The 20,967-nt window shown below is 44.7% G+C and carries 25 protein-coding genes; 16 read left to right on the top strand and 9 right to left on the bottom strand.

Annotated elements, in window-relative coordinates; translation table 11 throughout:
• Window positions 1-74 precede the first annotated feature (74 nt).
• The 3 genes from arsB to FIV04_RS17650 all read right to left on the bottom strand — a co-directional run bounded on the left by arsB (window position 75) and on the right by FIV04_RS17650 (window position 2,259).
• Complete coding sequence (arsB, locus tag FIV04_RS17660) at window positions 75-1,130, bottom strand: ACR3 family arsenite efflux transporter (RefSeq protein ID WP_152469934.1); 1,056 nt, start codon at window positions 1,128-1,130, stop codon at window positions 75-77.
• Window positions 1,131-1,260: 130 nt separating this feature from the next.
• Entirely contained in the window at window positions 1,261-1,599 is a 339-nt protein-coding gene (locus tag FIV04_RS17655) for a helix-turn-helix transcriptional regulator (protein ID WP_152469933.1), read from the bottom strand.
• 138 nt (window positions 1,600-1,737) lie between these two features.
• Window positions 1,738-2,259 (bottom strand): HPP family protein, encoded by a 522-nt coding sequence (locus tag FIV04_RS17650; RefSeq protein WP_152469932.1) that lies wholly within the window; start codon window positions 2,257-2,259, stop codon window positions 1,738-1,740.
• A gap of 142 nt (window positions 2,260-2,401) precedes the next feature.
• On the opposite strand from FIV04_RS17650, the gene FIV04_RS17645 reads away from it, so the two are divergent.
• Complete coding sequence (locus FIV04_RS17645; RefSeq protein WP_152469931.1) at window positions 2,402-2,941, top strand: TetR/AcrR family transcriptional regulator; 540 nt, start codon at window positions 2,402-2,404, stop codon at window positions 2,939-2,941.
• A 120-nt stretch (window positions 2,942-3,061) separates the two neighbouring features.
• Window positions 3,062-3,859, top strand: coding sequence for a Cof-type HAD-IIB family hydrolase (locus FIV04_RS17640; protein WP_152469930.1), 798 nt, complete (start codon window positions 3,062-3,064; stop codon window positions 3,857-3,859).
• A gap of 78 nt (window positions 3,860-3,937) precedes the next feature.
• Here FIV04_RS17640 and FIV04_RS17635 read toward each other — a convergent pair whose 3' ends face one another.
• Window positions 3,938-5,140, bottom strand: a complete 1,203-nt coding sequence (locus FIV04_RS17635; protein ID WP_152469929.1) for an MFS transporter — start codon at window positions 5,138-5,140, stop codon at window positions 3,938-3,940.
• Between the two features lie 84 nt (window positions 5,141-5,224).
• Here FIV04_RS17635 and soxR point away from each other — a divergent pair, with 84 nt between their 5' ends.
• From soxR to FIV04_RS17620, 3 genes are all read left to right on the top strand, one after another.
• The gene (gene soxR / locus FIV04_RS17630) at window positions 5,225-5,671 is read left to right on the top strand and encodes a redox-sensitive transcriptional activator SoxR (RefSeq protein WP_152469928.1); all 447 of its coding nucleotides are present in this window, start codon (window positions 5,225-5,227) and stop codon (window positions 5,669-5,671) included.
• Between the two features lie 125 nt (window positions 5,672-5,796).
• Window positions 5,797-6,447, top strand: coding sequence for a DsbA family oxidoreductase (locus FIV04_RS17625; protein ID WP_152469927.1), 651 nt, complete (start codon window positions 5,797-5,799; stop codon window positions 6,445-6,447).
• A 111-nt stretch (window positions 6,448-6,558) separates the two neighbouring features.
• Entirely contained in the window at window positions 6,559-7,755 is a 1,197-nt protein-coding gene (locus tag FIV04_RS17620) for a winged helix-turn-helix domain-containing protein (protein WP_152469926.1), read from the top strand.
• Here the strand turns inward: FIV04_RS17620 and FIV04_RS17615 are convergent.
• Window positions 7,747-8,628, bottom strand: a complete 882-nt coding sequence (locus FIV04_RS17615) for a LysR substrate-binding domain-containing protein (protein ID WP_152469925.1) — start codon at window positions 8,626-8,628, stop codon at window positions 7,747-7,749. The genes FIV04_RS17620 and FIV04_RS17615 overlap by 9 nt on opposite strands.
• 112 nt (window positions 8,629-8,740) lie before the next feature.
• Here FIV04_RS17615 and FIV04_RS17610 point away from each other — a divergent pair, with 112 nt between their 5' ends.
• The 4 genes from FIV04_RS17610 to FIV04_RS27180 all read left to right on the top strand — a co-directional run bounded on the left by FIV04_RS17610 (window position 8,741) and on the right by FIV04_RS27180 (window position 10,911).
• Window positions 8,741-9,034 (top strand): putative quinol monooxygenase, encoded by a 294-nt coding sequence (locus tag FIV04_RS17610; RefSeq protein ID WP_152469924.1) that lies wholly within the window; start codon window positions 8,741-8,743, stop codon window positions 9,032-9,034.
• Between the two features lie 3 nt (window positions 9,035-9,037).
• The gene (locus tag FIV04_RS17605) at window positions 9,038-10,015 is read left to right on the top strand and encodes a Gfo/Idh/MocA family protein (RefSeq protein WP_152469923.1); all 978 of its coding nucleotides are present in this window, start codon (window positions 9,038-9,040) and stop codon (window positions 10,013-10,015) included.
• A gap of 218 nt (window positions 10,016-10,233) precedes the next feature.
• A complete protein-coding gene (locus FIV04_RS17600) occupies window positions 10,234-10,572 on the top strand; it encodes a Fis family transcriptional regulator (protein ID WP_152469922.1) in 339 nt (112 codons plus the stop codon).
• A 42-nt stretch (window positions 10,573-10,614) separates the two neighbouring features.
• Window positions 10,615-10,911 carry a hypothetical protein gene (locus FIV04_RS27180; protein WP_253895514.1) on the top strand — a complete coding sequence of 99 codons (297 nt, stop codon included), beginning with the start codon at window positions 10,615-10,617 and terminating at the stop codon, window positions 10,909-10,911.
• Between the two features lie 5 nt (window positions 10,912-10,916).
• Here FIV04_RS27180 and FIV04_RS17590 read toward each other — a convergent pair whose 3' ends face one another.
• From FIV04_RS17590 to ulaR, 3 genes are all read right to left on the bottom strand, one after another.
• Complete coding sequence (locus FIV04_RS17590; protein ID WP_152469921.1) at window positions 10,917-11,159, bottom strand: hypothetical protein; 243 nt, start codon at window positions 11,157-11,159, stop codon at window positions 10,917-10,919.
• 66 nt (window positions 11,160-11,225) lie between these two features.
• Entirely contained in the window at window positions 11,226-12,293 is a 1,068-nt protein-coding gene (ulaG, locus tag FIV04_RS17585) for an L-ascorbate 6-phosphate lactonase (protein WP_152469920.1), read from the bottom strand.
• Between the two features lie 122 nt (window positions 12,294-12,415).
• Entirely contained in the window at window positions 12,416-13,171 is a 756-nt protein-coding gene (gene ulaR / locus FIV04_RS17580) for an HTH-type transcriptional regulator UlaR (protein WP_152469919.1), read from the bottom strand.
• Between the two features lie 342 nt (window positions 13,172-13,513).
• On the opposite strand from ulaR, the gene FIV04_RS17575 reads away from it, so the two are divergent.
• The 6 genes from FIV04_RS17575 (at window position 13,514) to FIV04_RS17550 (ending at window position 18,980) form a co-directional block, all read left to right on the top strand.
• Entirely contained in the window at window positions 13,514-15,346 is a 1,833-nt protein-coding gene (locus FIV04_RS17575; RefSeq protein WP_152469918.1) for a PTS ascorbate-specific subunit IIBC, read from the top strand.
• A 72-nt stretch (window positions 15,347-15,418) separates the two neighbouring features.
• On the top strand, window positions 15,419-15,886 hold the full coding sequence (locus FIV04_RS17570; RefSeq protein ID WP_152469917.1) for a PTS sugar transporter subunit IIA: 468 nt from the start codon (window positions 15,419-15,421) through the stop codon (window positions 15,884-15,886).
• Between the two features lie 9 nt (window positions 15,887-15,895).
• Window positions 15,896-16,594 carry an L-ribulose-5-phosphate 4-epimerase gene (locus tag FIV04_RS17565; RefSeq protein ID WP_152469916.1) on the top strand — a complete coding sequence of 233 codons (699 nt, stop codon included), beginning with the start codon at window positions 15,896-15,898 and terminating at the stop codon, window positions 16,592-16,594.
• A 20-nt stretch (window positions 16,595-16,614) separates the two neighbouring features.
• Window positions 16,615-17,436 (top strand): pyridoxal phosphatase, encoded by an 822-nt coding sequence (locus tag FIV04_RS17560; RefSeq protein ID WP_152469915.1) that lies wholly within the window; start codon window positions 16,615-16,617, stop codon window positions 17,434-17,436.
• A gap of 3 nt (window positions 17,437-17,439) precedes the next feature.
• On the top strand, window positions 17,440-18,087 hold the full coding sequence (locus tag FIV04_RS17555) for a 3-keto-L-gulonate-6-phosphate decarboxylase UlaD (protein WP_152469914.1): 648 nt from the start codon (window positions 17,440-17,442) through the stop codon (window positions 18,085-18,087).
• Between the two features lie 8 nt (window positions 18,088-18,095).
• Window positions 18,096-18,980 carry an L-ribulose-5-phosphate 3-epimerase gene (locus FIV04_RS17550; RefSeq protein WP_152469913.1) on the top strand — a complete coding sequence of 295 codons (885 nt, stop codon included), beginning with the start codon at window positions 18,096-18,098 and terminating at the stop codon, window positions 18,978-18,980.
• 242 nt (window positions 18,981-19,222) lie between these two features.
• Here FIV04_RS17550 and FIV04_RS17545 read toward each other — a convergent pair whose 3' ends face one another.
• Window positions 19,223-19,432 (bottom strand): hypothetical protein, encoded by a 210-nt coding sequence (locus FIV04_RS17545; protein WP_128165148.1) that lies wholly within the window; start codon window positions 19,430-19,432, stop codon window positions 19,223-19,225.
• Window positions 19,433-19,662: 230 nt separating this feature from the next.
• Here FIV04_RS17545 and FIV04_RS17540 point away from each other — a divergent pair, with 230 nt between their 5' ends.
• Window positions 19,663-20,832, top strand: a complete 1,170-nt coding sequence (locus tag FIV04_RS17540) for a glycerate kinase (protein ID WP_152469912.1) — start codon at window positions 19,663-19,665, stop codon at window positions 20,830-20,832.
• Window positions 20,833-20,967 lie beyond the last annotated feature (135 nt).

Below are 20,967 nucleotides of genomic sequence, written 5' to 3'. Positions count from 1 at the left end.
AAAAATCAAAAAGGCTCATACCTTTCGGAATGAGCCTTTGGTTTCGGTATCAACAGTGATTGTATACGCTTACACTAGTTAAGCGTTTTTACTGTTTGACCTGAGTAATACTTGTCTTTCATTTTCAGAGCGACGTTTACTAGGTAAATCAGAACTGGTACTTCGATTAGTGGGCCAATAACGCCTGCGAATGCTTGGTCAGAGTTAATGCCGAACACCGCGATAGATACCGCAATCGCTAACTCAAAGTTATTACCCGTTGCTGTGAAAGCGATCGATGCGTTCTTGTCGTAATCGATGCCCATCTTTTTACCAATAAAGAAGCTGATAAAGAACATCACTGTGAAGTAAATTGTCAGCGGAATCGCGATTAACAGTACATCCATTGGCAGTTCAACAATCATCTCACCTTTCAGGCTGAACATCAGAACAATGGTTGCCAATAGGGCAATCAAAGTCATTGGAGAAATGCGTGGGATGAACACCTCTGTGTACCACTGTTCACCTTTCATCGAAACCAAGATCTTACGGCTTAGGAAGCCTGCCAAGAACGGGATACCCAAGTAGATCAATACACTATGGGCGATATCAATCATAGAGATATCAACCATCATGCCTTCGTAACCAAACACAGGTGGCAATACGCTGATGAACAGCCAAGCCATAAAGCTGTAGCTCACAACTTGGAAAGCGCTGTTGAGAGCAACCAAAGCCGCACCGTACTCTTTGTTACCGCCACCGATATCATTCCAAACCAACACCATTGCTACACAGCGAGCAAGGCCGATTAGGATAACGCCGACCATGTAACCTAGGTGGTCACCCAAGAATGTAATTGCGAGAACAAACATCAAGATTGGACCAACGATCCAGTTCATGATGAGTGACAGTTTGATCGCTTGTTTATCTTTAACCACGGTGCCTAATAGGCTGTAATTTACCTTAGCCAGTGGCGGATACATCATTAGGATCAAACCAATGGCCAATGGAATATTGGTGCTGCCTACTGACATCGATTCGTTCCACTGTTCAATTTGTGGAAACATAATACCCAGAAGGACACCCAGTCCCATGGCGATGAAGATCCAGAGTGTTAAGTAGCGATCTAGAAAACTCAACTTCGGTTTCATACTATTCTCTCTATTTTTATCGCTAATCGTCGAAAGGCGATTGATTAAGGCAAAAAAACACACTAATGGGAACAGACCATTTTCGGTCTGTCACTTAGTGTGATCGTTGTTTTCTAGCCAATAATGGCTGTTACTTCAATATGCTATTAAAGATAGATTCAAAGCGCTGAATATTGTCGCGGTCAATGCGGTAACACATCTTAGGTGGGATGGATTCCGCTGTAATAAAACCGCTGGCTTTCAGAATTCTTAGGTGCTCAGAAACCGTCGATTGAGCAAGACCCAATTCGCTAACCAAGTCACTATTCAAACAACCACCGGCCTTCTCTAAAGCAGAGAGAATACTCAAAATACGTATTCTTGCAGGATGAGCAAGTGCTTTGGCTAGGGCTGCCATCTCTTGTTCCGCTTCACTGTTACCAGGTGGTAGCATACCGCAGTTACCCTTCGCTTCGCATTGTGCTGTCATGGTGATGTTTCGCTTACTACTAATCGTTAAAAGACGATTAATAGTAAGCCGATTTACTGAGTCGGTCAAATTTATCTTTTCTAACTCGCACATTAACCGTTATCTGATTATTATTTTTCTATATCTATCATGTATTTATTAGTTTTTATCTCCGAGCCAATAGAGTGGCCATGCTTGGTTTTTATTGCTGTTGTTTAACAGAGTACCAATAAAAACAAGAGCCAAACTGCCACTTAATACCGGCGTGATCAGAAATGTCCAATCAATATTGGCGGTGCCAGCGAGCGCTATAACAATAGGGTTAGCTCCCGCTGGTGGATGAACCGCTCGGAAGTGTTGCATCAACATGATGGCAGTTCCGACTGCGATCGCCATGACGATGTATGAATCACCAAATGCAAATAGAGCAGATAATCCTACGGCGGCCGAAATGAAGTGGCCGAGTACGATGTTTCTCGGTTGCGCTAGCGGCGAAGTGGGCACGGCAAATAGCAGTACACACGTGGCCCCAAATGGCGCCATTAACCAAGGTATGCCTGAATAATCCGCAAGCAGAGACAACACTAAAATTCCTGCAGTTCCACCGACAAATCCTTTTAACTTTTGCATTGCGTCAGCTTTGGGTGGTAGCGCGCCTCCACCTGATAATCGACTTCTCATACTCATCTCCTCGACTAGGATAGTTTGATACTTTGACGTGTACAGATCTGTACTGTTTGATTTGGATGATACAGATCTGTACACTTCTTGCAATCGCGGATTTCAGGCGGTGTCTTCAAAAGTTACTAACGGATTGAAAATAATGAGCAAAAAAGATCTGATTTTGGATGTGGCTGAGTCTTTGTTTAATCGGCTTGGTTATACTGCGGTGGGCGTCGATATGATTCGTGACGAAGCAGGTGTTTCAAAGACTTCTATGTATCGTCATTTTGGTTCTAAAACCAAACTCATTGAATCGGTATTGGCAAGGCGTCATCAGAGATTTGAAGAGAGTTTAGTGGCCTGTATAGCTGAAGCTCAGAGTTCGCAAGAAAAGCTATCTTCACTGTTGGACTGGCATTTCAACTGGTTCGCACAAAACGATTTTAAGGGCTGTATGTTCATGCACGCTCTGGCTGAGTTTAAGGAGTCAGAAAGCGAGATTGCACACTTATCTCAACAACATAAAACTTGGATAAAAAGCCTTCTTGATCAGGTGATTAGTGCATCATCAAACGACGATGTTCGCTCAGAAATGATGATGGTGTTTTTAGAAGGTCTGATTGTCAGAAGCGAGTTTGAAAGGTTGGAAGCAGACAAAGATCATTACCATAAAACTTGGTTGATGCTGGCTGGGTACTGATTCTGGTACAGAAAGAAAGGCGTGTTTAGGACAAGAAATAGAGCTCCTTGTTGGGATATACTCTCGCTCTTGGCTCGCCATGGCGAGTAGATGACAATAATTTTAAGGTAAGTTTTGAAGATGCCACACCACAACATTAAATTTATCGCTGCTGATATGGACGGCACTCTACTCAATGAGCACGGTAAGCTCGATCCTGCATTTTTTGACCTGTATGAGAAGCTAGAAACGCAAGATATTATGTTTGCTGCTGCTTCTGGTCGCCAGTACTACAGCCTGATGGAGACCTTTGCGCCGATTAAAGATCGCATGATGTTTGTTGCTGAAAACGGCACACTAGTGATGCATAAAGGCGAAGAGCTTTATAGCTGCACGATCGATAAAGCATCAATTCAAGCGATCATCAAAGAGGCGCGCAAGATTGACGGCGCTCATTTGGTTCTTTGCGGTAAGAAATCTGCTTATATTGAAACGCAAGACGAGCAGGCTACGACTGAATTCGCAAAATACTACCACCGTTGCGAGCTGGTGGATGATCTACTGGCGGTTGACGATGAATTCATCAAAGTTGCGATTTGTCATTTCGGTGGCTCGCAAGAGTTTGTGAATCCCTCTATTAACGAGAAGTTTGGTGAAGATTTTCAAGTCGTCGTCAGTGCTAAAATTTGGTTGGATGTAATGAATGCGGAAGCCTCAAAAGGTGCGGCGATCAAACATCTACAGAATACTTTGGGCTTCACATACGAACAGACGATGAGCTTTGGTGATTACCTCAACGATTACGAGATGCTAAAAGAGAGCTACCACTCATATGCGATGGATAATGCGCATCCACAATTGAAAGAGATTGCGCGTTTCAGTGCGCCAAGCAATAAAGAAGCGGGTGTTTTCCAAGTAATAGAAAAGCTTCTTAGCTAATCCATCAAACTCCTATTTGTACATCGAAAACCAGCTCCCCATATGAGCTGGTTTTTTATTGCGTCTTCCTTATAGACCTTAAACACATTGATTCGACAAGGTGCACTCTGGGCTAATCTGCTTAACGAGCTGTGTCATCCAAAGCGCTGCGGTTAATACAATGATGCCCATAATTACAAACCCGTACACAATCGCATCAGCTGAGGCTAAGAAGGCGATCAGCACGTAGCTCAAGCTTTGCGTCATAGTGGCGAATAAGGTTAAGCCACCATCAACACGTCCTCGATGGGCCATGTTTACGGAATGGTGCATCCAGTTAGTCCTCGCGATTCGATTGAGAGCATTGAACGCCCCTAGTGCAAGGGTTAGTGCAATGATGTAAATCGGATCGCTGAGCTGGCCAATGGCGACTAAGGTTAAGCCCATGATAAGCATCGACAGTTGCATGACGGTTTGATGAGAAGCCATTTTGAGGATTTTAGGTATCAATAAACCAATCACCAAAGCTCCCACTCCTAAAGCTATGTTGTATAGGGCTAACCAATCACCAGTGATGTCGATTTCAGAGAACCAGATTGGAACCAGACGACTTAGAAAAGTAAGTACCGGATAAGAGAGACACGACGCCATTAAAAAGGCAAAGAATGAGGGTGATTGAACAACGAGTGTTTTTATCTCAATCAGTTGTTGTTTGAACGGTGTGCGTACTGATGATTTTATACGGCGTTGGTAAGGGGTTAGCAGGTAACTAAAGGTGGCTAACAAAGAGGCAACGCCTGCAAATAACCCAAACTCAATAATGCTCCACTGTTCCAGCAGAATCACCCCCAGAGCGCCAGCGCCTAGCGTCGTCGACTGCATTACAACCTCTTGATAACTTGAGATCTTCGCATACTCCGTTTGGTCATAGTTTTCCTGTGTAAACGCATTATTGGTGTGCCAAGCTAAGTTACTCGATACCCAAAAGACCAGTTGTGCTGCCCCTAAAACCCATAAACTTCCCCAACCGATAGCGTAGATGAAAGCGACTAAAAATGCGGTCATAAACTGAATGACCTGCATCCATACTAAGATGTTTTTGCGTGAATGTCTGTCGATCAAAGCTGAGAAATAGGGTGTTGAACAGAAAGTAGTGAGGGTACAAGCCAGTGCCGTGAGTGCGACGAATTCACCTTGACCGGGCTGGCTGAGCATTAACCAAGGTAGTGCCAACATAAAGAGGCCAGAACTAATGCCATCAAAGAATCGTCCTGCGAGGTAGGGTGGGGTTTTACTTTTCATACTCTGTCCATGTAATTGTGTTCGTTTTGGGCTACTCTAAATCCTAAAGTTAACTTGAGGTCAACGGCTTTTAGGAGAAAGTTTATGCATATGACAGTAGGGCAGGTGGCTAAGCGAGCTGGTGTAAGTGTGCCAACGCTACACTTCTATGAGCAGAAAGGACTTATCACCAGTACTCGAGATCAAGGGAATCGTCGCCAGTTTGATCGACAAATTCTAAGAAGAATTGCAGTAATCAAAGCAGCGCAAAATATCGGCTTGTCTCTACAAGAGATCATTGATGCGCTAGCAACGCTGCCCACTCATCGAGCACCTAAGAAAGAGGAGTGGGAGCAACTTGCTCTGGATTGGCATAAGCAGTTAGAAGCAAAGATTCAAAGCTTAAAAACACTGCAAAGTGAGTTAAGTGGCTGTATCTATTGTGGTTGTTTATCGATGGAGAAATGCAAACTTTACAACCCCGATGACACTAAAGGTGTGCATCAAACTGGGGGGAGTTTGATTCAAGGAAGGCCAGAAAGCCAAGAGTAGTTAAGGTACTTTCAAGGTAACTCGATGTATATAAGCTAGAACTAATTTATGGTTGAACGACTGTTCATAATTATCTATATTATCTCGACCAGCATAACTGTACGTAGAGTACTAAGTGAAAAACGATGAGTAATAAAATCCAGTTAGATGTAGTTTCCGATGTCATGTGTCCTTGGTGCGTGGTTGGTTACAAGAATTTGGAAAAGGCGATTCAAGAGCTTGGACTAGAACAGAAGGTTGGGCTTACTTGGCAGCCTTTTGAGCTAAACCCAGACATGCCACAAGAGGGTGAAAACCTTCGTGAGCATCTGATGCGTAAATACCAAATCAGTGCGGAGCAGAGTCAGCAAAATCGTCTAAATATCGCTGAACGTGGTAAAGAGGTCGGCTTTACATTCGATTTTTACGATGAGATGAGAATGGTAAATTCTCGTCACCTTCACGTATTGCTTGAATATGCTAATGAGCATGGCAAACAAACCGACCTTAAACTGCGTTTCTTCACTGCACACTTTAGCGAACAGAAAGACCTTTCTGATCTCAATGTGGTGAAAGGCGAGTTAGAACAAGTTGGTCTAGACGCAGAAAAAGCGCTTGAGCGCTTGAGTCAGGCCTCTTACATCGAGCAAGTAGAGGCGCAAGAGTTCCAATGGCAAAGATTAGGTATCTCTTCTGTTCCTACGGTTGTGATCAACCGAACCAGCGCTGTGACTGGTGCACAAACGGTAGAAACGTATAAACAGATCTTACTCGAAGAGCTAGAACAAGAGTCATAACCATCTGCACAGCCTATTGAAAGTGTTTGCTGTTTTGTGACTACGTCGTTTTACAGCAAACATATGAATCGATAGGCTATTTTTATTCCCTTCGTTATTCTCAGGATCTTTATGGATTCGCTGTCTCTCGCCCAAGCTCGAAAAATTATTCTGCACTCTCAACTGTTGCCGCCTAAGCAGGTTAAACAGCCCTCAAAAGCAGTCACTTTGTCAGCTCTTGAGCAGCTTGGTTATATCCAAATTGACACTATTTCAGTGGTCCAGCGTGCTCATCACCATACGCTTTGGAATCGAAATGCTCGCTATCAACCTAAAGATCTTGATGTACTGCTCGAACAAAAGCAGGTCTTTGAGTATTGGTCGCACGCTGCCGCTTATCTACCAATGCGTGATTATCGCTACAGCCTGTATCGTAAAAACGGCTTTAAAACAGGACAGCTGAAACACTGGTATAAGAAAGATCAAAGCTTGATGGACGATGTGCTCAAACGAATTGAGCAAGAAGGTCCGTTAATGGCCAAAGACTTTGAGGGTGAACGGGCTAACAAAGGTGGATGGGGCGGTAAACCTGCCAAACAAGCGTTGGAAACCTTGTTTATGCAGGGCGACTTGATGGTGCCTAAGCGGGTTAAGTTTCACAAGGTGTATGATTTAACCGAGCGCGTAGTTCCTAGCCACATTGATACCAGCGTGCCCAGCGAGCACGAATACGCTCGTTATCTGATCGTCCAATTTTTACAGGCGAATGGAGTGGGGCTTGTTTCGGAAATGAGTTACCTACTGAAGAACGTCAAGCCGCTGCTTAACCAAGTGTTACAGCAGATGCTGGAGGAGGGGGAGGTGTTAGAGGTTGCTATTGATCAGCAAACTTACTATTTACTTCCACATTCACTCGATCTGCTCAAGCGACCATTGAGCCGAGGTAAGCTCAAAATTTTATCGCCCTTTGATAATCTTCTGATTCAAAGAAAGCGAATGAATGCCCTGTTCAACTTTGACTATCTGATCGAATGTTATGTCCCAGAGGCCAAGCGTCAATATGGCTATTTTAGCTTGCCTTTGCTGTGGCAGGGTGAGTTGGTAGCTCGCATGGATTGTAAAGTCGACCGTAAACAAGGGTGTTTACACATCAACAACCTAGTGCTCGAAAGTAAGGTTAAACAGCTTGAGTCGTTTGTTGAAGCCTTAGTACAGGAGCTGAAGCACTTCATGGCGTTTAATCAATGCTCACATTGCGTTGTTCATCAGTCTACGCCACAGGCGGTTCGTGATGTTTTAACACAGCGCTTAAAGGCTCTATTAGGTTAGGTTTAGCTCGCTCAGCAAAAAATCGACAAAAGTTCTATTTTTCAAAGAGAGTTGCTTAGTCTTGTACAGCAGGTGAACCGGTTTCGGTTTGGGCGCGCATCCTGGCAAAATCTCTTTCAATGTTCCTTTTTCTAACTCCTCTTCAACCAAAATTCTAGGTTGAAGTAACACGCCGACACCTTGCAAAGCCGCATAGCGAAGTACATCCCCGTTATTTGAATGCAATCGAACGTGGTCTGAGGTTCCAGAGTGAATTGCAGTCTGCTTAGTTTGGCTATCACCGCGGCTAGAGTAACTGAAACCTAAAGATGGGTGGTTAGTTAAGTCATCGACCGATTCAATCTTAGGATGGTTGTTTAAATAGCAGGGGGAAACGGCATAAATCATCTCATAATCGCCCAGATGACGAGCAACCAAACTAGAGTCGGTGAGCTCCCCAATACGCACAATCAAATCGATGTCCGAAGAGTAAGGATCAACGAGGTCATTGTTGAGCATCAGTTCAACGTTAATACTTGGGTGCAGGCTTAAGAACTTGGCAATGATGGGAGCTAACACCTTCTTTCCATAAGTGATAGGGCTGTTAATTTTCACCGTTCCTTGCGGCTTGTTTTCGAGTGTCTGAATCAGGTTTTCTGCGTTACTGATATCTTCCAGTATCCGTTTACACTCGCGGTAATAGAGCTTGCCCGAGTCGGTTAAAGACTGTTTGCGTGTAGTGCGATGAAGCAGCTGGGTATTCAGGCCGGCTTCTAACGAGTGAATATGTTTGCTGATCATGGTTGCCGAGAGGGCAAAGTGGTTCGCGGCGCGTCGGAAGCTGCCGTGCTCAACCACATAAGCGAACACTTTCATGCTAGTCAGTTTGTCCATGATAAAACCTTATTAAACACTCTTAGTTTACAAATAATAAACGAAACGTGAGTTTATCAATTATTAAGGGGTAATTATATTGGTGAGGATCTAAAACTGTGGAAAGATGAAAATGACGAATCCTATCTTCGTAACGGCTGAACTAAGAATAAAGCCAAACATTGAGCGTGCTGTAGCCATCGAAGCGATTGAGCAGTTCTGTTTAGACATGCAGAGTGAACCGGGTTGCTTACAAGCGATTGCAACCTATGATGAAAAGCAGAGTGATAGAGTTATCCTGCTTGAGCAGTACGCTGATCGTGAAGCGATCAATCAACACTTTGGTATGCCTCATACGCAGGCCTTTATTCAGGCCGATATGACTGAACTGGTACAAGCATTTGAAACTCAGAAGCAGGAGAAGTAAGCGATGAAATGGGGAATCCTAGGTACTAGCTTTATTTCGGGTGTCATGGCTGATGCAATCAAAGGTGATGCTCAAAGTGAGTTGTACGCAGTTGCAGGGCGTACAGAGAAAACACTGAACGAGTTTGCTGCGCAATATCAGCCAGCCGTCACTTTTAATAGCTATGACGCTCTAATCGAAGATGAGTCGGTTGATATCATCTACATTGCGCTACCAAACCACGTTCACCATGATTACGTGATTAAAGCCGCTCAAAAAGGCAAAGCGATTCTGTGTGAAAAATCGTTGTCGGTTGATATGGAGAAAACAGACGCGGCGTTAAAGGCTGTTAAAGACGCGGATGTATTTTTTGCTGAAGGTTTGATGTATCTAAACCATCCTCTTATCGCTTCGCTTCATAAAGAGCTAGCAAGTGGCGATATTGGTGAAGTACGTTCGATTCAAGCGTCATACATCGCGGCGATTGATCAGTTTGTGAATCCAGAAAGTAAAGGCGCATTGTACAATCTAGGTTGTTACCCGATGTCTCTGATTCACTCTGTCGCACAGCACCAGTTTGGCGAGAGTGTGTTTGAAAACCTACAGATCTCTGCAATCGGTCGACGCGGTCACGATGGTAATATCTGCGAATCGTCAGCGATGATGCGCTTCAATGATAGCTTTACCGCTCAAATCCACACTGCAGAAGACCATGGGCTAAAGCATGGTTTTACGATTCTAGGTAGCAAAGGCTGTATCACGCTCGATAGCAACCCATGGTTACCGACTGAAGAAAACAGATTCACGGTTGAGATCTACGAAACGTCGAAGCGTGAAGTGAAAGTTGAAGCGCAAGGCGATGGCTTCCATTATCAAGTGCGCAATATCCGCCAAGCGGTTGAGCAAGGTAACAAGGGACTTGCAGCGCCAATGGCAACTCACCAAAACTCACACACAATCATGAAGTTGCTGACGGATTGGGAACAAGCAGCGAGCGTTTAACCCTCAGACTTGTATGTACGACTCATGCTTGATTACCTTGCTGTATAGCTTTGCTAATCAACGTGGGTCGTTTTTTCTCACATATTCCCCCAAATATTTTCCCTTTTGATTTCCTATAAATACTTTGCAATTCAAACAGCCGCAGTGTCCAATACGGCTTAACAAATGTGAGTTGTAAAAGCCTTATATTTTAAGGTGTTAAATAGGAACGTTGCTTCATGCGCAAATCGGATAAGAAAATTGAAAACCAAATCAGAGACGCACTCACCGACGTTTGTGAAGATACGTTGAAAAGCTACGATGGTTTTCTGTGGGTGACTCATACGGTCAACTTCTCTTCTTTTCCTCAGAGCCTGAAAATCGTTGGTGTATTCGATACCAATCAAGATAGAACCCATTTCTTAGAGAGTGGAGGCCAACAGGAAGTCGCTACGGTCATTCAAAATGCATTCAATCAGGTTGGAATTAAACTAAAGAATGCTGATAAACACATCAGTTACGACACTCAAGAAAACTGCGACCGTGACCACCAAGGCAAGTGGAACTTGAGACTCTAGTCGTCTCGTTTCAAGTGTTTCCCCCACGATAGAGGACATAAAGTGAAAAAAGCTCAATGGTTGTTTAATACGCAAACACTGCTCGATGCTCTTAAACAACTCTCATTACTAGCGATGTTTCTGGTCATTGGCGTTATGGTTTGGTTTGTTTGGATGTTTTGGGGAGCGAGCGTTGCTCCTTTTGATGACCCTTACCTCTCAAATGCCGAGTACCAAGTTTTAATTGAGCAGGAAAATCAGCTTATTAATCTGGGGTTTTGGGTTGGCAAGATCTATGTCACGAGCCTAGTGATTTTCTTTGCGGTTCGTATTGTGAAGGTGCTTAGAGCGCAAGATTAATCCTATTACAAAGCGTGAATATGAATATCAGAGCACTGGAACCCAATCGATTGAGCGGCATTCATCAAGGCGTATTGCGTTTTAAATACTCTAGGTTTGGCGGCTTTTCCTGATTCAAGGAAGCTTTGTACGCCCCATTTTCTGCTCTTTACTAAAAGGTAATAGCCACTCTTCTCTGGGGATATTACGCCAACTGCTTCATCTAGGTCGCCTCGCTCAAAGTGCTCTTTGAATTCACGTAGCAACATACCAACTTCCTTATTTGAATATTAAAAAAGGGAGCAAAGTGCTCCCTTATTGAGTGAGGTTAATGATTACAGGAATGCGCGGTAAGGCAGTTCTGGATCATTCTTGAAGATGTCAGCAAAGCCACGGAAGTGCTGATAGTGCATGCGACCTTTGTCTGTTGGGTAAGTGTACTTACCACCCACTTGCCAGAAGAAAGGTGCGAAGCCGTATTGAAGACGCTCTTTCTTCATATTCCATAGTATTTCGATTTCACGTGGGTCGTTTTGGAAGTTAGCCCAAATATCATGGTGGAATGGAACCACTACTTCACAGTTTAGAGACTCAGCAGCACGAAGAATATCTGAAGACGTCATTTTGTCAGTCACGCCACGTGGGTTCTCACCGTAAGAAAGCAGCGCTACATCGATTTTGTGGTCGTTACCGTGCTTCGCGTAGTAGTTCGAGTAGTGAGAGTCACCAGAGTGGTAAACAGAGCCGCCAGTTGTTTCTACCAAGTAGTTCACTGCGCGATCATCCATGCCATCCAGAATGTCTTTATCGATAGAAGACGTACCTTCTGGAAGAGTGACAAGCGCTGTACGGTCGAATGCGTCTAGAACCTTGATGTTTACGTCTTTAATGCGAATCTCGTCACCAACTTTAGCAACAACACAACGATCTTCTGGCACACCCCATTTCATCCATAAATCAACACACGCTTTAGGACCAATGAATTTCACGTGATCGCCACAGTTTTGTAGAACTGCTGCCGCAACGTTGATATCGATGTGGTCGCCATGGTCATGCGATGCCATTACTGCATCAATTTCTTTAATCGCAAATGGGTCTAGCGGGAAGATAGCAGTACGTAGGTTTGGTTGAAGTGCTTCAACACCACCCATACGCATCATTTGGTGTTGGTTTTTCATTTTTTGAACCGCTTGTGTCTTCTTACCAGTACCACACCAGAAGTCCATTGATAGGTTTGCACCTTCTTCAGATTTTAACCAGATACCTGTACAGCCAAGCCACCACATAGAGAATGTGCCTGGTTCAACTACAGTTTGTTCAATCTCTTCATTTAACCATGTGCCCCACTCAGGGAATGTATTTAGGATCCAAGATTCGCGAGTGATTTCGTTTACATTGCTCATGATAATACCTTTTATTTCAATAATTTGATTAATTTTGGATGTAGGGAGCCGAGCGCCTTAATTTGGACTAAGGCACTGAGCTGAAATTTATTATTATTTGAGGGCGGGTTAGCCCATTAGATTTACACTAAGATGACCTGCGTCCCTTGAGCTTCAATCTTTTTAACCACGTCTGGGTTGGCATCTTTACCGGTGATTACGATGTCTATTTGCTTAGTATCGCAAAACAGCATTCCGGTCCTTTGTCCAACTTTAGAGCTGTCTACCACAACGACTAACTTATCGACTTGTTCCAACATCTGTTGCTCGGCAACGGCGGTTAGCATGTCGGCTTTATAGAGACCCGCATCAGTTAGCCCTTTACCAGACGTAAACATCCAGTTACCTGCATAGCCACCCAATGAGTTTGGTGCTGGGTTTAAAAAGATGTTCTGTGCCTTGTTGTACTGGCCACCAATGATGATCACGTCGTCATGATCTTCGTTGATCAAGTAGCTAGCGAGTGGGAAATAGTTTGTCACGATCTGAACATCATCCCCGCACAGCTGCTGACCCAGTAGGAACGCGGTTGAACCACAGTTTATGACGACGGTGTCACCCGCCTGACAAAGCTCGGCAGCGGCATGCGCTATTTGAGCTTTCTCTTCATAAAACTCAGTACTGTTGATATTGAGCGGTGACCACTTTCTCTTTTGGTTTTCTATTCTTTCGGCGCCATTTCGTACCTTTCGAAGTCTGCCTAGCTCGTCTAATTTTGCGATATCACGTCTAGCTGTAGCCGGTGAAACACTAAAATTATCAATAATATGAGAGACGTTAATCGTCTGCATTTCTTCCAGTAACGACAGGATGCCGTTGTGTCTTTGCACTTCATTCATATTTATCACTCTATTTGTCTTTGTGACAACTTTATGATTACTTTTGATTTGTTTTGATTCTAATAATCACGTTCGTGATTGTCAAATATCCAGATAAGTAAAATCAGACTTTAATCACATGCTTATTTAACTCATTGTTTTTGTTGTGTTTTTTATTTTTTGATGTGATCCGAAGCTCAATTAACCATATTATTGAAGTGGATAATTGATATAAATCAAAGTAATCATAAATGAGCATTGAATGATTACTTTTGATTGTTAAAGTTTGTCTCGTGAGCAAAAGCAAGACATCACTGAAACCTACAAACCATTAAAAATACAAATTATATCAGGGGTAAAGATATGGAGTTCTTATACGATATCTTCTATATTTTTTACAGTCAGGTTATGACCAAAGCACCTTTGCTGCTTGGTATCGTAACTTGTCTCGGTTACATCCTTCTCAAACGTGACGCAACAACCGTTATCTCCGGTTCAATCAAAACCATAGTTGGTTTTATGATTGTTCAAGTGGGGGCGGGAACGTTGGTAGCAGGTTTTAAACCTGTTATCGAAAAGATGAGTGAAATACATGGACTGACAGGCTCGGTAATCGACCCTTACACCTCCATGATGGCCACCATGGAAACCATGGGTGACAATTACTCTTGGGTTGGATACGCAGTCCTTATGGCACTGGGCATCAACATTCTATTGGTTGCCTTCCGCAGAGTTACAGGTATCCGCACTATCATGCTTACGGGACACATTATGTTCCAACAAGCTGGCTTGATTGCTGTTTTCTACTTCGTGCTTGGCGCAGGTATGTGGGAAACCATCATCTACTCTGCAATTTTGATGGCTCTATACTGGGGCATCTCTTCCAACATCATGTTCAAGCCTACACAAGAAGTGACAGGCGGAGCTGGCTTCTCTATCGGTCACCAACAGCAGTTTGCATCTTGGGTTGCAACGAAAGTTGCTCCGAAGTTAGGTGATAAGAACGACAGTGTAGACCACATTAACCTACCGAAATGGCTACACATCTTCCACGACAGTATTGCTGCGACTACGTTAGTCATGACGGCATTCTTCGGCATCATTCTTCTCTCTTTCGGTCTTGATAACCTTCAAGAGATGGCGGGTAGCACGCACTGGCTTATCTACATCTTCGAAACGGGTCTGAAATTCGCAGTAGCGATTCAAGTTATCGTAACCGGTGTACGTATGTTCGTTGCTGAGCTTTCTGAAGCGTTCAACGGTATTTCTCAACGCCTAATCCCGAATGCGGTTCTTGCGATTGACTGTGCGGCTATCTACGCATACTCACCAAACGCAATGGTATTCGGTTTCCTTTGGGGTGCTGTGGGTCAATTCACAGCAGTATTGGCGATGTTGGCTTTCGATGCGCCAATCATGATTATCCCTGGCTTCATTCCGATGTTCTTCTCTAACGCAACGATTGGTGTGTTCGCTAACCACTTCGGTGGCTGGAAAGCGGTGATGAAGATGTGTTTCGTGATGGGCATCATCGAGGTGGTTGGTTCAGCTTGGGCGATTCACATCTTCGCGCAGTCAGGCACTGAGTTTAACGGCTGGATGGGTATGGCTGACTGGGCTCTCGTATTCCCACCAATCATGCAAGGTATCTCTAGCTCTAGCATGTTCTTCTTTGTTGTTGTCGCACTAGCGGGTGTTTACATGTACTTCGCATCGAAAGCACTGCGTGCTGAAGAAGACGGCGAAGCGCAACAAGCGCAAACCATGACAGCAGTAACTCCAGAAGGCGTAGAAGTTGAGGTTGAAGCGCCTAATTCTCAAACGCCTAAATCAGAAACGACTGTGAAATCTCAAGCGGTGGCTGAGGCTCCACAAGCGAGCAGCGCCACTGAACAGAAACCAGTAAGAATTCTCGTGTGCTGTGGCTCTGGTCAAGGTTCTTCAATGATGTGTTCTAAGAAGATCAAAGAGTTCTTAGATAAGAAAGGGGTTCCAGCAACCACATTCAACAGTGCAATCACAGACTACAAATCACACTTAGGTTCATTCGACATCATCGTTACTTCGGTTGCGCTGGCTGAAAAGATTACCAACCTACCAGAAGGTAAACAGCAGCTAGCAGTGAAGAACATGATCATGGTGAAAACCTTTGGTGATGAGCTGATTTCACTTATCGAAAACAACTTCCATAAATAATTGAATTAGCCCAGCGGCAAAGCTGCTGGGCTAATAAAAATACTAATAACAAATTACTAAGTGAGCAAAACAATGAACTTGAAAGAATCTCTGATTAGCAACAACTCAATCCAACTTAATGCAAAAGCAACCGACTGGCAGTCGGCTATCAAAATCGGTACTGATGCACTAGTTAAAGCTGGTGTGGCTGAAGAGCGTTACTACGACGCGATCATCAAAGCGATTTCGGCTGAAGGCCCATACATCTGTATTCACGATGCATTTGCTCTACCACACTGCCGCCCAGAAGATGGCGTGATCAAAACAGGCTTTGCATTAACAGTCTTAGAAACCCCAATTCTATTTGATGATGTAGACGAGCCAGTCGATGTGCTGATTACCTTGGCAGGTAAAGATTCAGAAGAACACATCGAAGGCACGATGCAGGTCGCGAACCTAATCGAGTTTGATGAAGATTTCTCAAAACTACGTGCATGTAAAACACCGCAAGATGTGGCGAACCTGATTGATATGGCGCTCGCACAAGCTGAAGCGGCTTAAGGAGTCGATATGTCCAAATATAGCCAATTGAAACAACGTGTTTTAGAAGCGAACTTGCAGCTTCCTAAGTACGGCTTAGTGACTTTTACCTGGGGTAATGTTTCTGAGTTTGACCGTGAAAATGGCGTGATAGCGATTAAACCTTCAGGTGTTGAATACAGTGACATGACGGCTGACGACATGGTGGTAGTGGATTTAGAGGGCAACATCATTGAAGGCAAGCTGAATCCTTCAAGTGATACTGCTACTCACCTAGAGCTCTACAAAGCATTCCCAGACATCGGTGGCATTGTTCATACCCACTCTCGCAGTGCAACAATTTGGGCGCAGGCGGGCATTGATATTCCAGCTCTCGGTACGACACACGCTGATTACTTCTACGGTGATATCCCATGTACTCGTAAGCTCTCGAACAGCGAAATTGCTGATCAATATGAGAAGAACACTGGCTTGGTGATCATCGAAGAGTTTATCCAGCGTCGTATCGACCCGATGGCAGTACCGAGTGTGATTGTGGCGGGGCATGCGCCTTTCTCTTGGGGCAAAGATGCCAAAGACGCCGTACATAACGCGGTGGTGTTAGAGGAAGTGTCGGCAATGGCATTGGCAACACGCTCGCTGAACAGCGGCATTAAGATTCAGCCGGAGCTATCAGACAAACATTACCTACGTAAGCACGGTGAAAATGCTTACTACGGGCAGCAATAAGCGTGATGTGAGGAGAGGCGATGTATCAAGTATTGGCGTTAGACCTTGATGGAACCGTGTTGACCGATGATCACACTATCCATCCTGAAGTGAAAAAAGCGATCCAAGAGGCCAAGCAACATTGCCATGTGATGATCGTGACTGGTAGGCATCACACCGCAGCAAGGCCTTATTACTATGAGTTAGGGCTAGACACTCCAATTATCTGCTGCAACGGAACCTACGTGTATGACTACCAAACCGAGACCGTTTTAACTCAGAACGCAATTGAGCATGAACATGCCCTGACGTTCATCGACTTAGCACAGGAATACAAGCTCAAGATGGTGATGTACATCACCGATGCGATGACTTACTCCAACTACAACCCATTCGCTTACATGTTGGCGTTGGAAGAGTGGGCTGAGCAAGCGCCAGAGCACCATAAGCCAAATATCTATCGCGTGGATTCATTCTCCGAAACGGCGAAGAACACCGAGTTTGTGTGGAAGTTTGTGGTGGAAGGGGAGCAAGAGTCGGTTGATCGCTTGATGCAAACGCCTTGGGTCAAAGGCCACTTTAATGGCGAACGTTCGTGGTTGAACCGAATCGACTTTGCCGCCAAGGGAAATAGTAAAGGCCTACGCCTTGCTGAATACGTGAATGAACTGGGGCTTCAGCCCTCTCAAGTGATTGCCATTGGCGACAATCACAATGACATATCAATGCTTCAATACGCAGGCTTAGGCGTAGCGATGTTTAATGCTGACGACACCGTCAAATCGAACGCTCAAGCCGTATGCAAAACAGACAACAATCAAGATGGCCTTGCCCATCTAATACGTGAACAAATTAAAGGATAAACCATGACTAAACCAATGATTCAAATAGCCCTAGACCAAACGAACCTGCCTGCTGCTATTGAAGTGGCGAACAACGTAGAGAGCTACGTAGACGTGATTGAAGTGGGGACTATCCTTGCGTTTGCTGAAGGAATGAAGGCGGTTTCGACACTGCGTAAAAACCACCCTGACCATATCTTAGTGTGTGACATGAAAACCACAGATGGCGGCGCAATTCTGGCTCGTATGGCATTTGAAGCAGGCGCTGACTGGATTACAGTTTCAGCAGCAGCGCACATTGCGACCATTGATGCGTGTAAGAAAGTCGCTGATGAGTTCAATGGCGAAATTCAAATCGAGATCTACGGTAATTGGACAATGGAAGATGCTCAAGCATGGGTTGACCTAGGTATTACACAAGCGATCTACCACCGTTCTCGTGACGCTGAGTTGGCGGGTGTGGGCTGGACAGAAGCGGACTTAGTGAAAATGCGTGCTCTGTCTGAGCTGGGTATCGAGCTTTCTATCACAGGTGGCATCGTGCCAGCAGATCTGTACCTATTCGAAGGCATTAAAGCGAAAACCTTCATTGCTGGCCGCGCGTTGGCAGGTGAAAAGGGTCAAGAAACTGCTGAAGCACTGAAAGAGCAAATCAACCGCTATTGGAACTAGGAGGCGTCATGTACCAAAACTTAACGCGCCATCGTGTCGGGCTTTATGAAAAAGCCCTCCCGAATGACTTAAGTTGGGAAGAGAAGCTAAAAACAACGAAAGAGTTAGGCTTTGATTTCCTTGAAATTTCGGTCGATGAATCTGATGAAAGACGCAGCCGTTTAGACTGGTGCGATGAAGAGGTCTATGGCCTACGCCGCTTGTGTGAAGAGCATCAAGTGCCGTTGCAGTCGATGTGTTTGAGTGCACACCGCAAGTTCCCATTTGGCTCAGCCGATCCGAAAGTGAGAGAGCAAGCCGTTATCCATATGGAGAAGGCCATTACGTTGGCGTACAAGTTGGGCATTCGCACCATTCAGCTTGCAGGATATGACGTGTATTACGAGCCTGCAGATAAGGCTACACACCTACGTTTTATCGAAGGTATGAAGCTCTCGGCACAACTGGCGGAGCGCGCTGGGGTGATGCTAGCTGTTGAGATCATGGATACGGATTACCTGAACTCGTTAAGCAAGTTTGAAGTGTTGAGCCGTGAGATTGACTCGCCCTATTTCACCGCGTATCCAGACGTAGGCAATATCTCGGGTTGGAACTATGACATCGTGACAGAGCTTAAGCTGAGTAAGCCGCGCATTACTCAGATTCACCTTAAAGACACATATCGCGTCACTCCTGAATATAAAGGGCAGTTCCGTGATTTAGTGATTGGCGAGGGAGAAGTCGATTTCAATGCGATTTTCAAAACATTGAAAGAAACGGAGTGCGTAGTACCACTTGTTATCGAGATGTGGGCGCAAGATGAACACTGGAAAGAGAACATCTTGAAAGCTCAAGTTCGCTTAAACGAAGTTTGTCGTCAAACGGGTGTAATACCCCTGTTTGGAAATGAATGATTTAGAGCTAATTGCTTGGAAGTGAATCGTTTGGAAAAGAATCGCTTAGAAGCTAATCGCGCAGATTGAGATTGCGCAAGAACAAGAGATAGCAGCTAAGTTGGCTTAACCTTTTAGCGAATCAAACATCGCTAATGTCAGAAAATTCATGCTCCTTTCTGGCAATAAAAACGTGCAGCATATTGCCCCCAATATGTTGCACGTCCTGCTTTATCTGCGGTGAAGAATTCGATCGCCGTTGGTTAGATAGCAACAGTGATGTGGTCGCGTCCTACCTTTGCCATCTCCATTAGCACATCGGTATGGTACTTCTTCTTCACGGTAACGTGAGTACCAATTTCACTGGCAATCTTTACGATTTCTAGTGCGTCTGTTGGGTGTAGAGAAGAGTCTTTGGCGATTTCGATGTTTACGCCTAGTTTGACGAGTTCAATTGCGTCGGTTGAATGCATGTCATTATCTCATTAATTGAATTTTTCAGGACTATATCATTTTCAATTTACCTAACTCTACCGTATCCCATGCAAAACGTAGGTGTACCTTCTCAAAATAAGATTTTAATAGAGAAAACTATCGCTTATTTCGTAAAGGAGACCTGAGTTGGACTACGTTATTACGTGTTCGATATTCTCTATTCTATATAGTAACGTGGTTGGTTCTTGATTTAGTAGAGTGCCTACCAATGAAAATAGTTATCGCACCAGACTCATTCAAAGAGTCATTAGACGCTGCTTCTGTGGCGAAATGTATTGAAAACGGATTTCGAGAAGTATTTACGGATGCAGAGTATGTGGCGCTTCCCCTAGCTGATGGCGGAGAGGGCACAGTCGATGTGCTGCTTCAGGGATTGTCGGGGAACAAGCACACCACTGAAGTTATGGGCCCGCTTGGTAATACAGTTGCCGCGCAATGGGCAATGCTAGAGCCTTCACCCAGTAATCCAAAGCGTACTGCCCTTGTTGAGATTGCCGCAGCTTCCGGTTTGGATTTGTTAGCTCCAGATAAGCGTAACCCAATGCTAGCGACGTCGTTTGGTACTGGGCAATTAATGCTTGAAGCGATTGAGCAAGGTGCAGAGGCGATCATACTTGGGTTAGGTGGCAGTGCGACCAATGATGGCGGTGCAGGTATTGTTCAGGCACTAGGAGGAAAACTGCTCGATGAACAAGGTAAGGAGATCGCGTTAGGTGGATTTGCTTTGTCTCAGCTAACGTCTATCGATCTTTCAGAACTAGATGAGCGCTTGCGCAATATTGACCTAACAGTTGCCTGTGATGTTTCAAACCCACTTTGCGGGGAAAATGGCGCGAGTCATATTTTTGGTCCACAGAAAGGGGCATCGTCTGACCAAGTACAAGCGTTGGATTCGGCTCTTCATCACTTTGCGACTGTTGCCATACAACAACATCCTAATGTTACCAGAAGCGACACTTTAGAAATATCAGGCTATGGTGCAGCGGGCGGCACGCCAATGGGGTTGAGTTTGCTGTTTGCAATGCAGTTAAAGCCAGGTATTGAGATGGTGCTCGACACTCTTAATGCTGACGAGGTACTTAAAGGCGCTTCATTGGTTGTGACTGGAGAAGGGCAGATGGACAACCAAACCTTGCAAGGTAAAACCCCTTTTGGTATTGCGCTGCGAGCACAAAAGCAGGGCATCCCAACGATAGGAATTGCGGGTTCGCTGGGCACTGAAGTCGATGAACTCTACTCTGCGATGGGAGCGCTTTTTGGCACAGTACGTTCTCCTCAGCCGCTAGAGCAAGTATTGAAAGAGGCAGAAACCAACCTAACTCGAACAGCACGAAACATAGCCGCGACATTAAAACTCGGCTCTACCATTCTTAACTGATCTTCATAGACTTGGCTTATCTAAATCTTTGTAACCGCAGGCGATTTTGTCTGCGGTTTTTTGTCGATAGATTTTGCCTATCGAATCTATAAATTTATCCCATTATCATTTGGAGCTAGCGAGTTTTACTATTCC

The organism is Vibrio sp. THAF190c, assembly GCF_009363355.1.
GTDB classification, from domain to species: domain Bacteria; phylum Pseudomonadota; class Gammaproteobacteria; order Enterobacterales; family Vibrionaceae; genus Vibrio; species Vibrio fortis_A.
The sequence above is the reverse complement of the archived record's forward strand: the minus strand, read 5'-3'. Positions and strand labels throughout refer to the sequence as shown.

Coding starts and splice junctions, on each gene's coding strand:
- FIV04_RS17615 (WP_152469925.1), bottom strand. CDS start 8,628: ATGGACAAACTGACTAGCATGAAAGTGTTCGCTTATGTGGTTGAGCAC.
- FIV04_RS17560 (WP_152469915.1), top strand. CDS start 16,615: ATGTATCAAGTATTGGCGTTAGACCTTGATGGAACCGTGTTGACCGAT.
- FIV04_RS17605 (WP_152469923.1), top strand. CDS start 9,038: ATGAAATGGGGAATCCTAGGTACTAGCTTTATTTCGGGTGTCATGGCT.
- FIV04_RS17610 (WP_152469924.1), top strand. CDS start 8,741: ATGACGAATCCTATCTTCGTAACGGCTGAACTAAGAATAAAGCCAAAC.
- FIV04_RS17555 (WP_152469914.1), top strand. CDS start 17,440: ATGACTAAACCAATGATTCAAATAGCCCTAGACCAAACGAACCTGCCT.
- FIV04_RS17590 (WP_152469921.1), bottom strand. CDS start 11,159: ATGTTGCTACGTGAATTCAAAGAGCACTTTGAGCGAGGCGACCTAGAT.
- FIV04_RS17545 (WP_128165148.1), bottom strand. CDS start 19,432: ATGCATTCAACCGACGCAATTGAACTCGTCAAACTAGGCGTAAACATC.
- FIV04_RS17550 (WP_152469913.1), top strand. CDS start 18,096: ATGTACCAAAACTTAACGCGCCATCGTGTCGGGCTTTATGAAAAAGCC.
- FIV04_RS17645 (WP_152469931.1), top strand. CDS start 2,402: ATGAGCAAAAAAGATCTGATTTTGGATGTGGCTGAGTCTTTGTTTAAT.
- ulaR (WP_152469919.1), bottom strand. CDS start 13,171: ATGAATGAAGTGCAAAGACACAACGGCATCCTGTCGTTACTGGAAGAA.
- FIV04_RS17600 (WP_152469922.1), top strand. CDS start 10,234: ATGCGCAAATCGGATAAGAAAATTGAAAACCAAATCAGAGACGCACTC.
- arsB (WP_152469934.1), bottom strand. CDS start 1,130: ATGAAACCGAAGTTGAGTTTTCTAGATCGCTACTTAACACTCTGGATC.
- FIV04_RS17655 (WP_152469933.1), bottom strand. CDS start 1,599: ATGACAGCACAATGCGAAGCGAAGGGTAACTGCGGTATGCTACCACCT.
- FIV04_RS17540 (WP_152469912.1), top strand. CDS start 19,663: ATGAAAATAGTTATCGCACCAGACTCATTCAAAGAGTCATTAGACGCT.
- FIV04_RS17625 (WP_152469927.1), top strand. CDS start 5,797: ATGAGTAATAAAATCCAGTTAGATGTAGTTTCCGATGTCATGTGTCCT.
- FIV04_RS17570 (WP_152469917.1), top strand. CDS start 15,419: ATGAACTTGAAAGAATCTCTGATTAGCAACAACTCAATCCAACTTAAT.
- FIV04_RS17650 (WP_152469932.1), bottom strand. CDS start 2,259: ATGAGAAGTCGATTATCAGGTGGAGGCGCGCTACCACCCAAAGCTGAC.
- soxR (WP_152469928.1), top strand. CDS start 5,225: ATGCATATGACAGTAGGGCAGGTGGCTAAGCGAGCTGGTGTAAGTGTG.
- FIV04_RS17575 (WP_152469918.1), top strand. CDS start 13,514: ATGGAGTTCTTATACGATATCTTCTATATTTTTTACAGTCAGGTTATG.
- ulaG (WP_152469920.1), bottom strand. CDS start 12,293: ATGAGCAATGTAAACGAAATCACTCGCGAATCTTGGATCCTAAATACA.
- FIV04_RS17620 (WP_152469926.1), top strand. CDS start 6,559: ATGGATTCGCTGTCTCTCGCCCAAGCTCGAAAAATTATTCTGCACTCT.
- FIV04_RS17635 (WP_152469929.1), bottom strand. CDS start 5,140: ATGAAAAGTAAAACCCCACCCTACCTCGCAGGACGATTCTTTGATGGC.
- FIV04_RS17640 (WP_152469930.1), top strand. CDS start 3,062: ATGCCACACCACAACATTAAATTTATCGCTGCTGATATGGACGGCACT.
- FIV04_RS17565 (WP_152469916.1), top strand. CDS start 15,896: ATGTCCAAATATAGCCAATTGAAACAACGTGTTTTAGAAGCGAACTTG.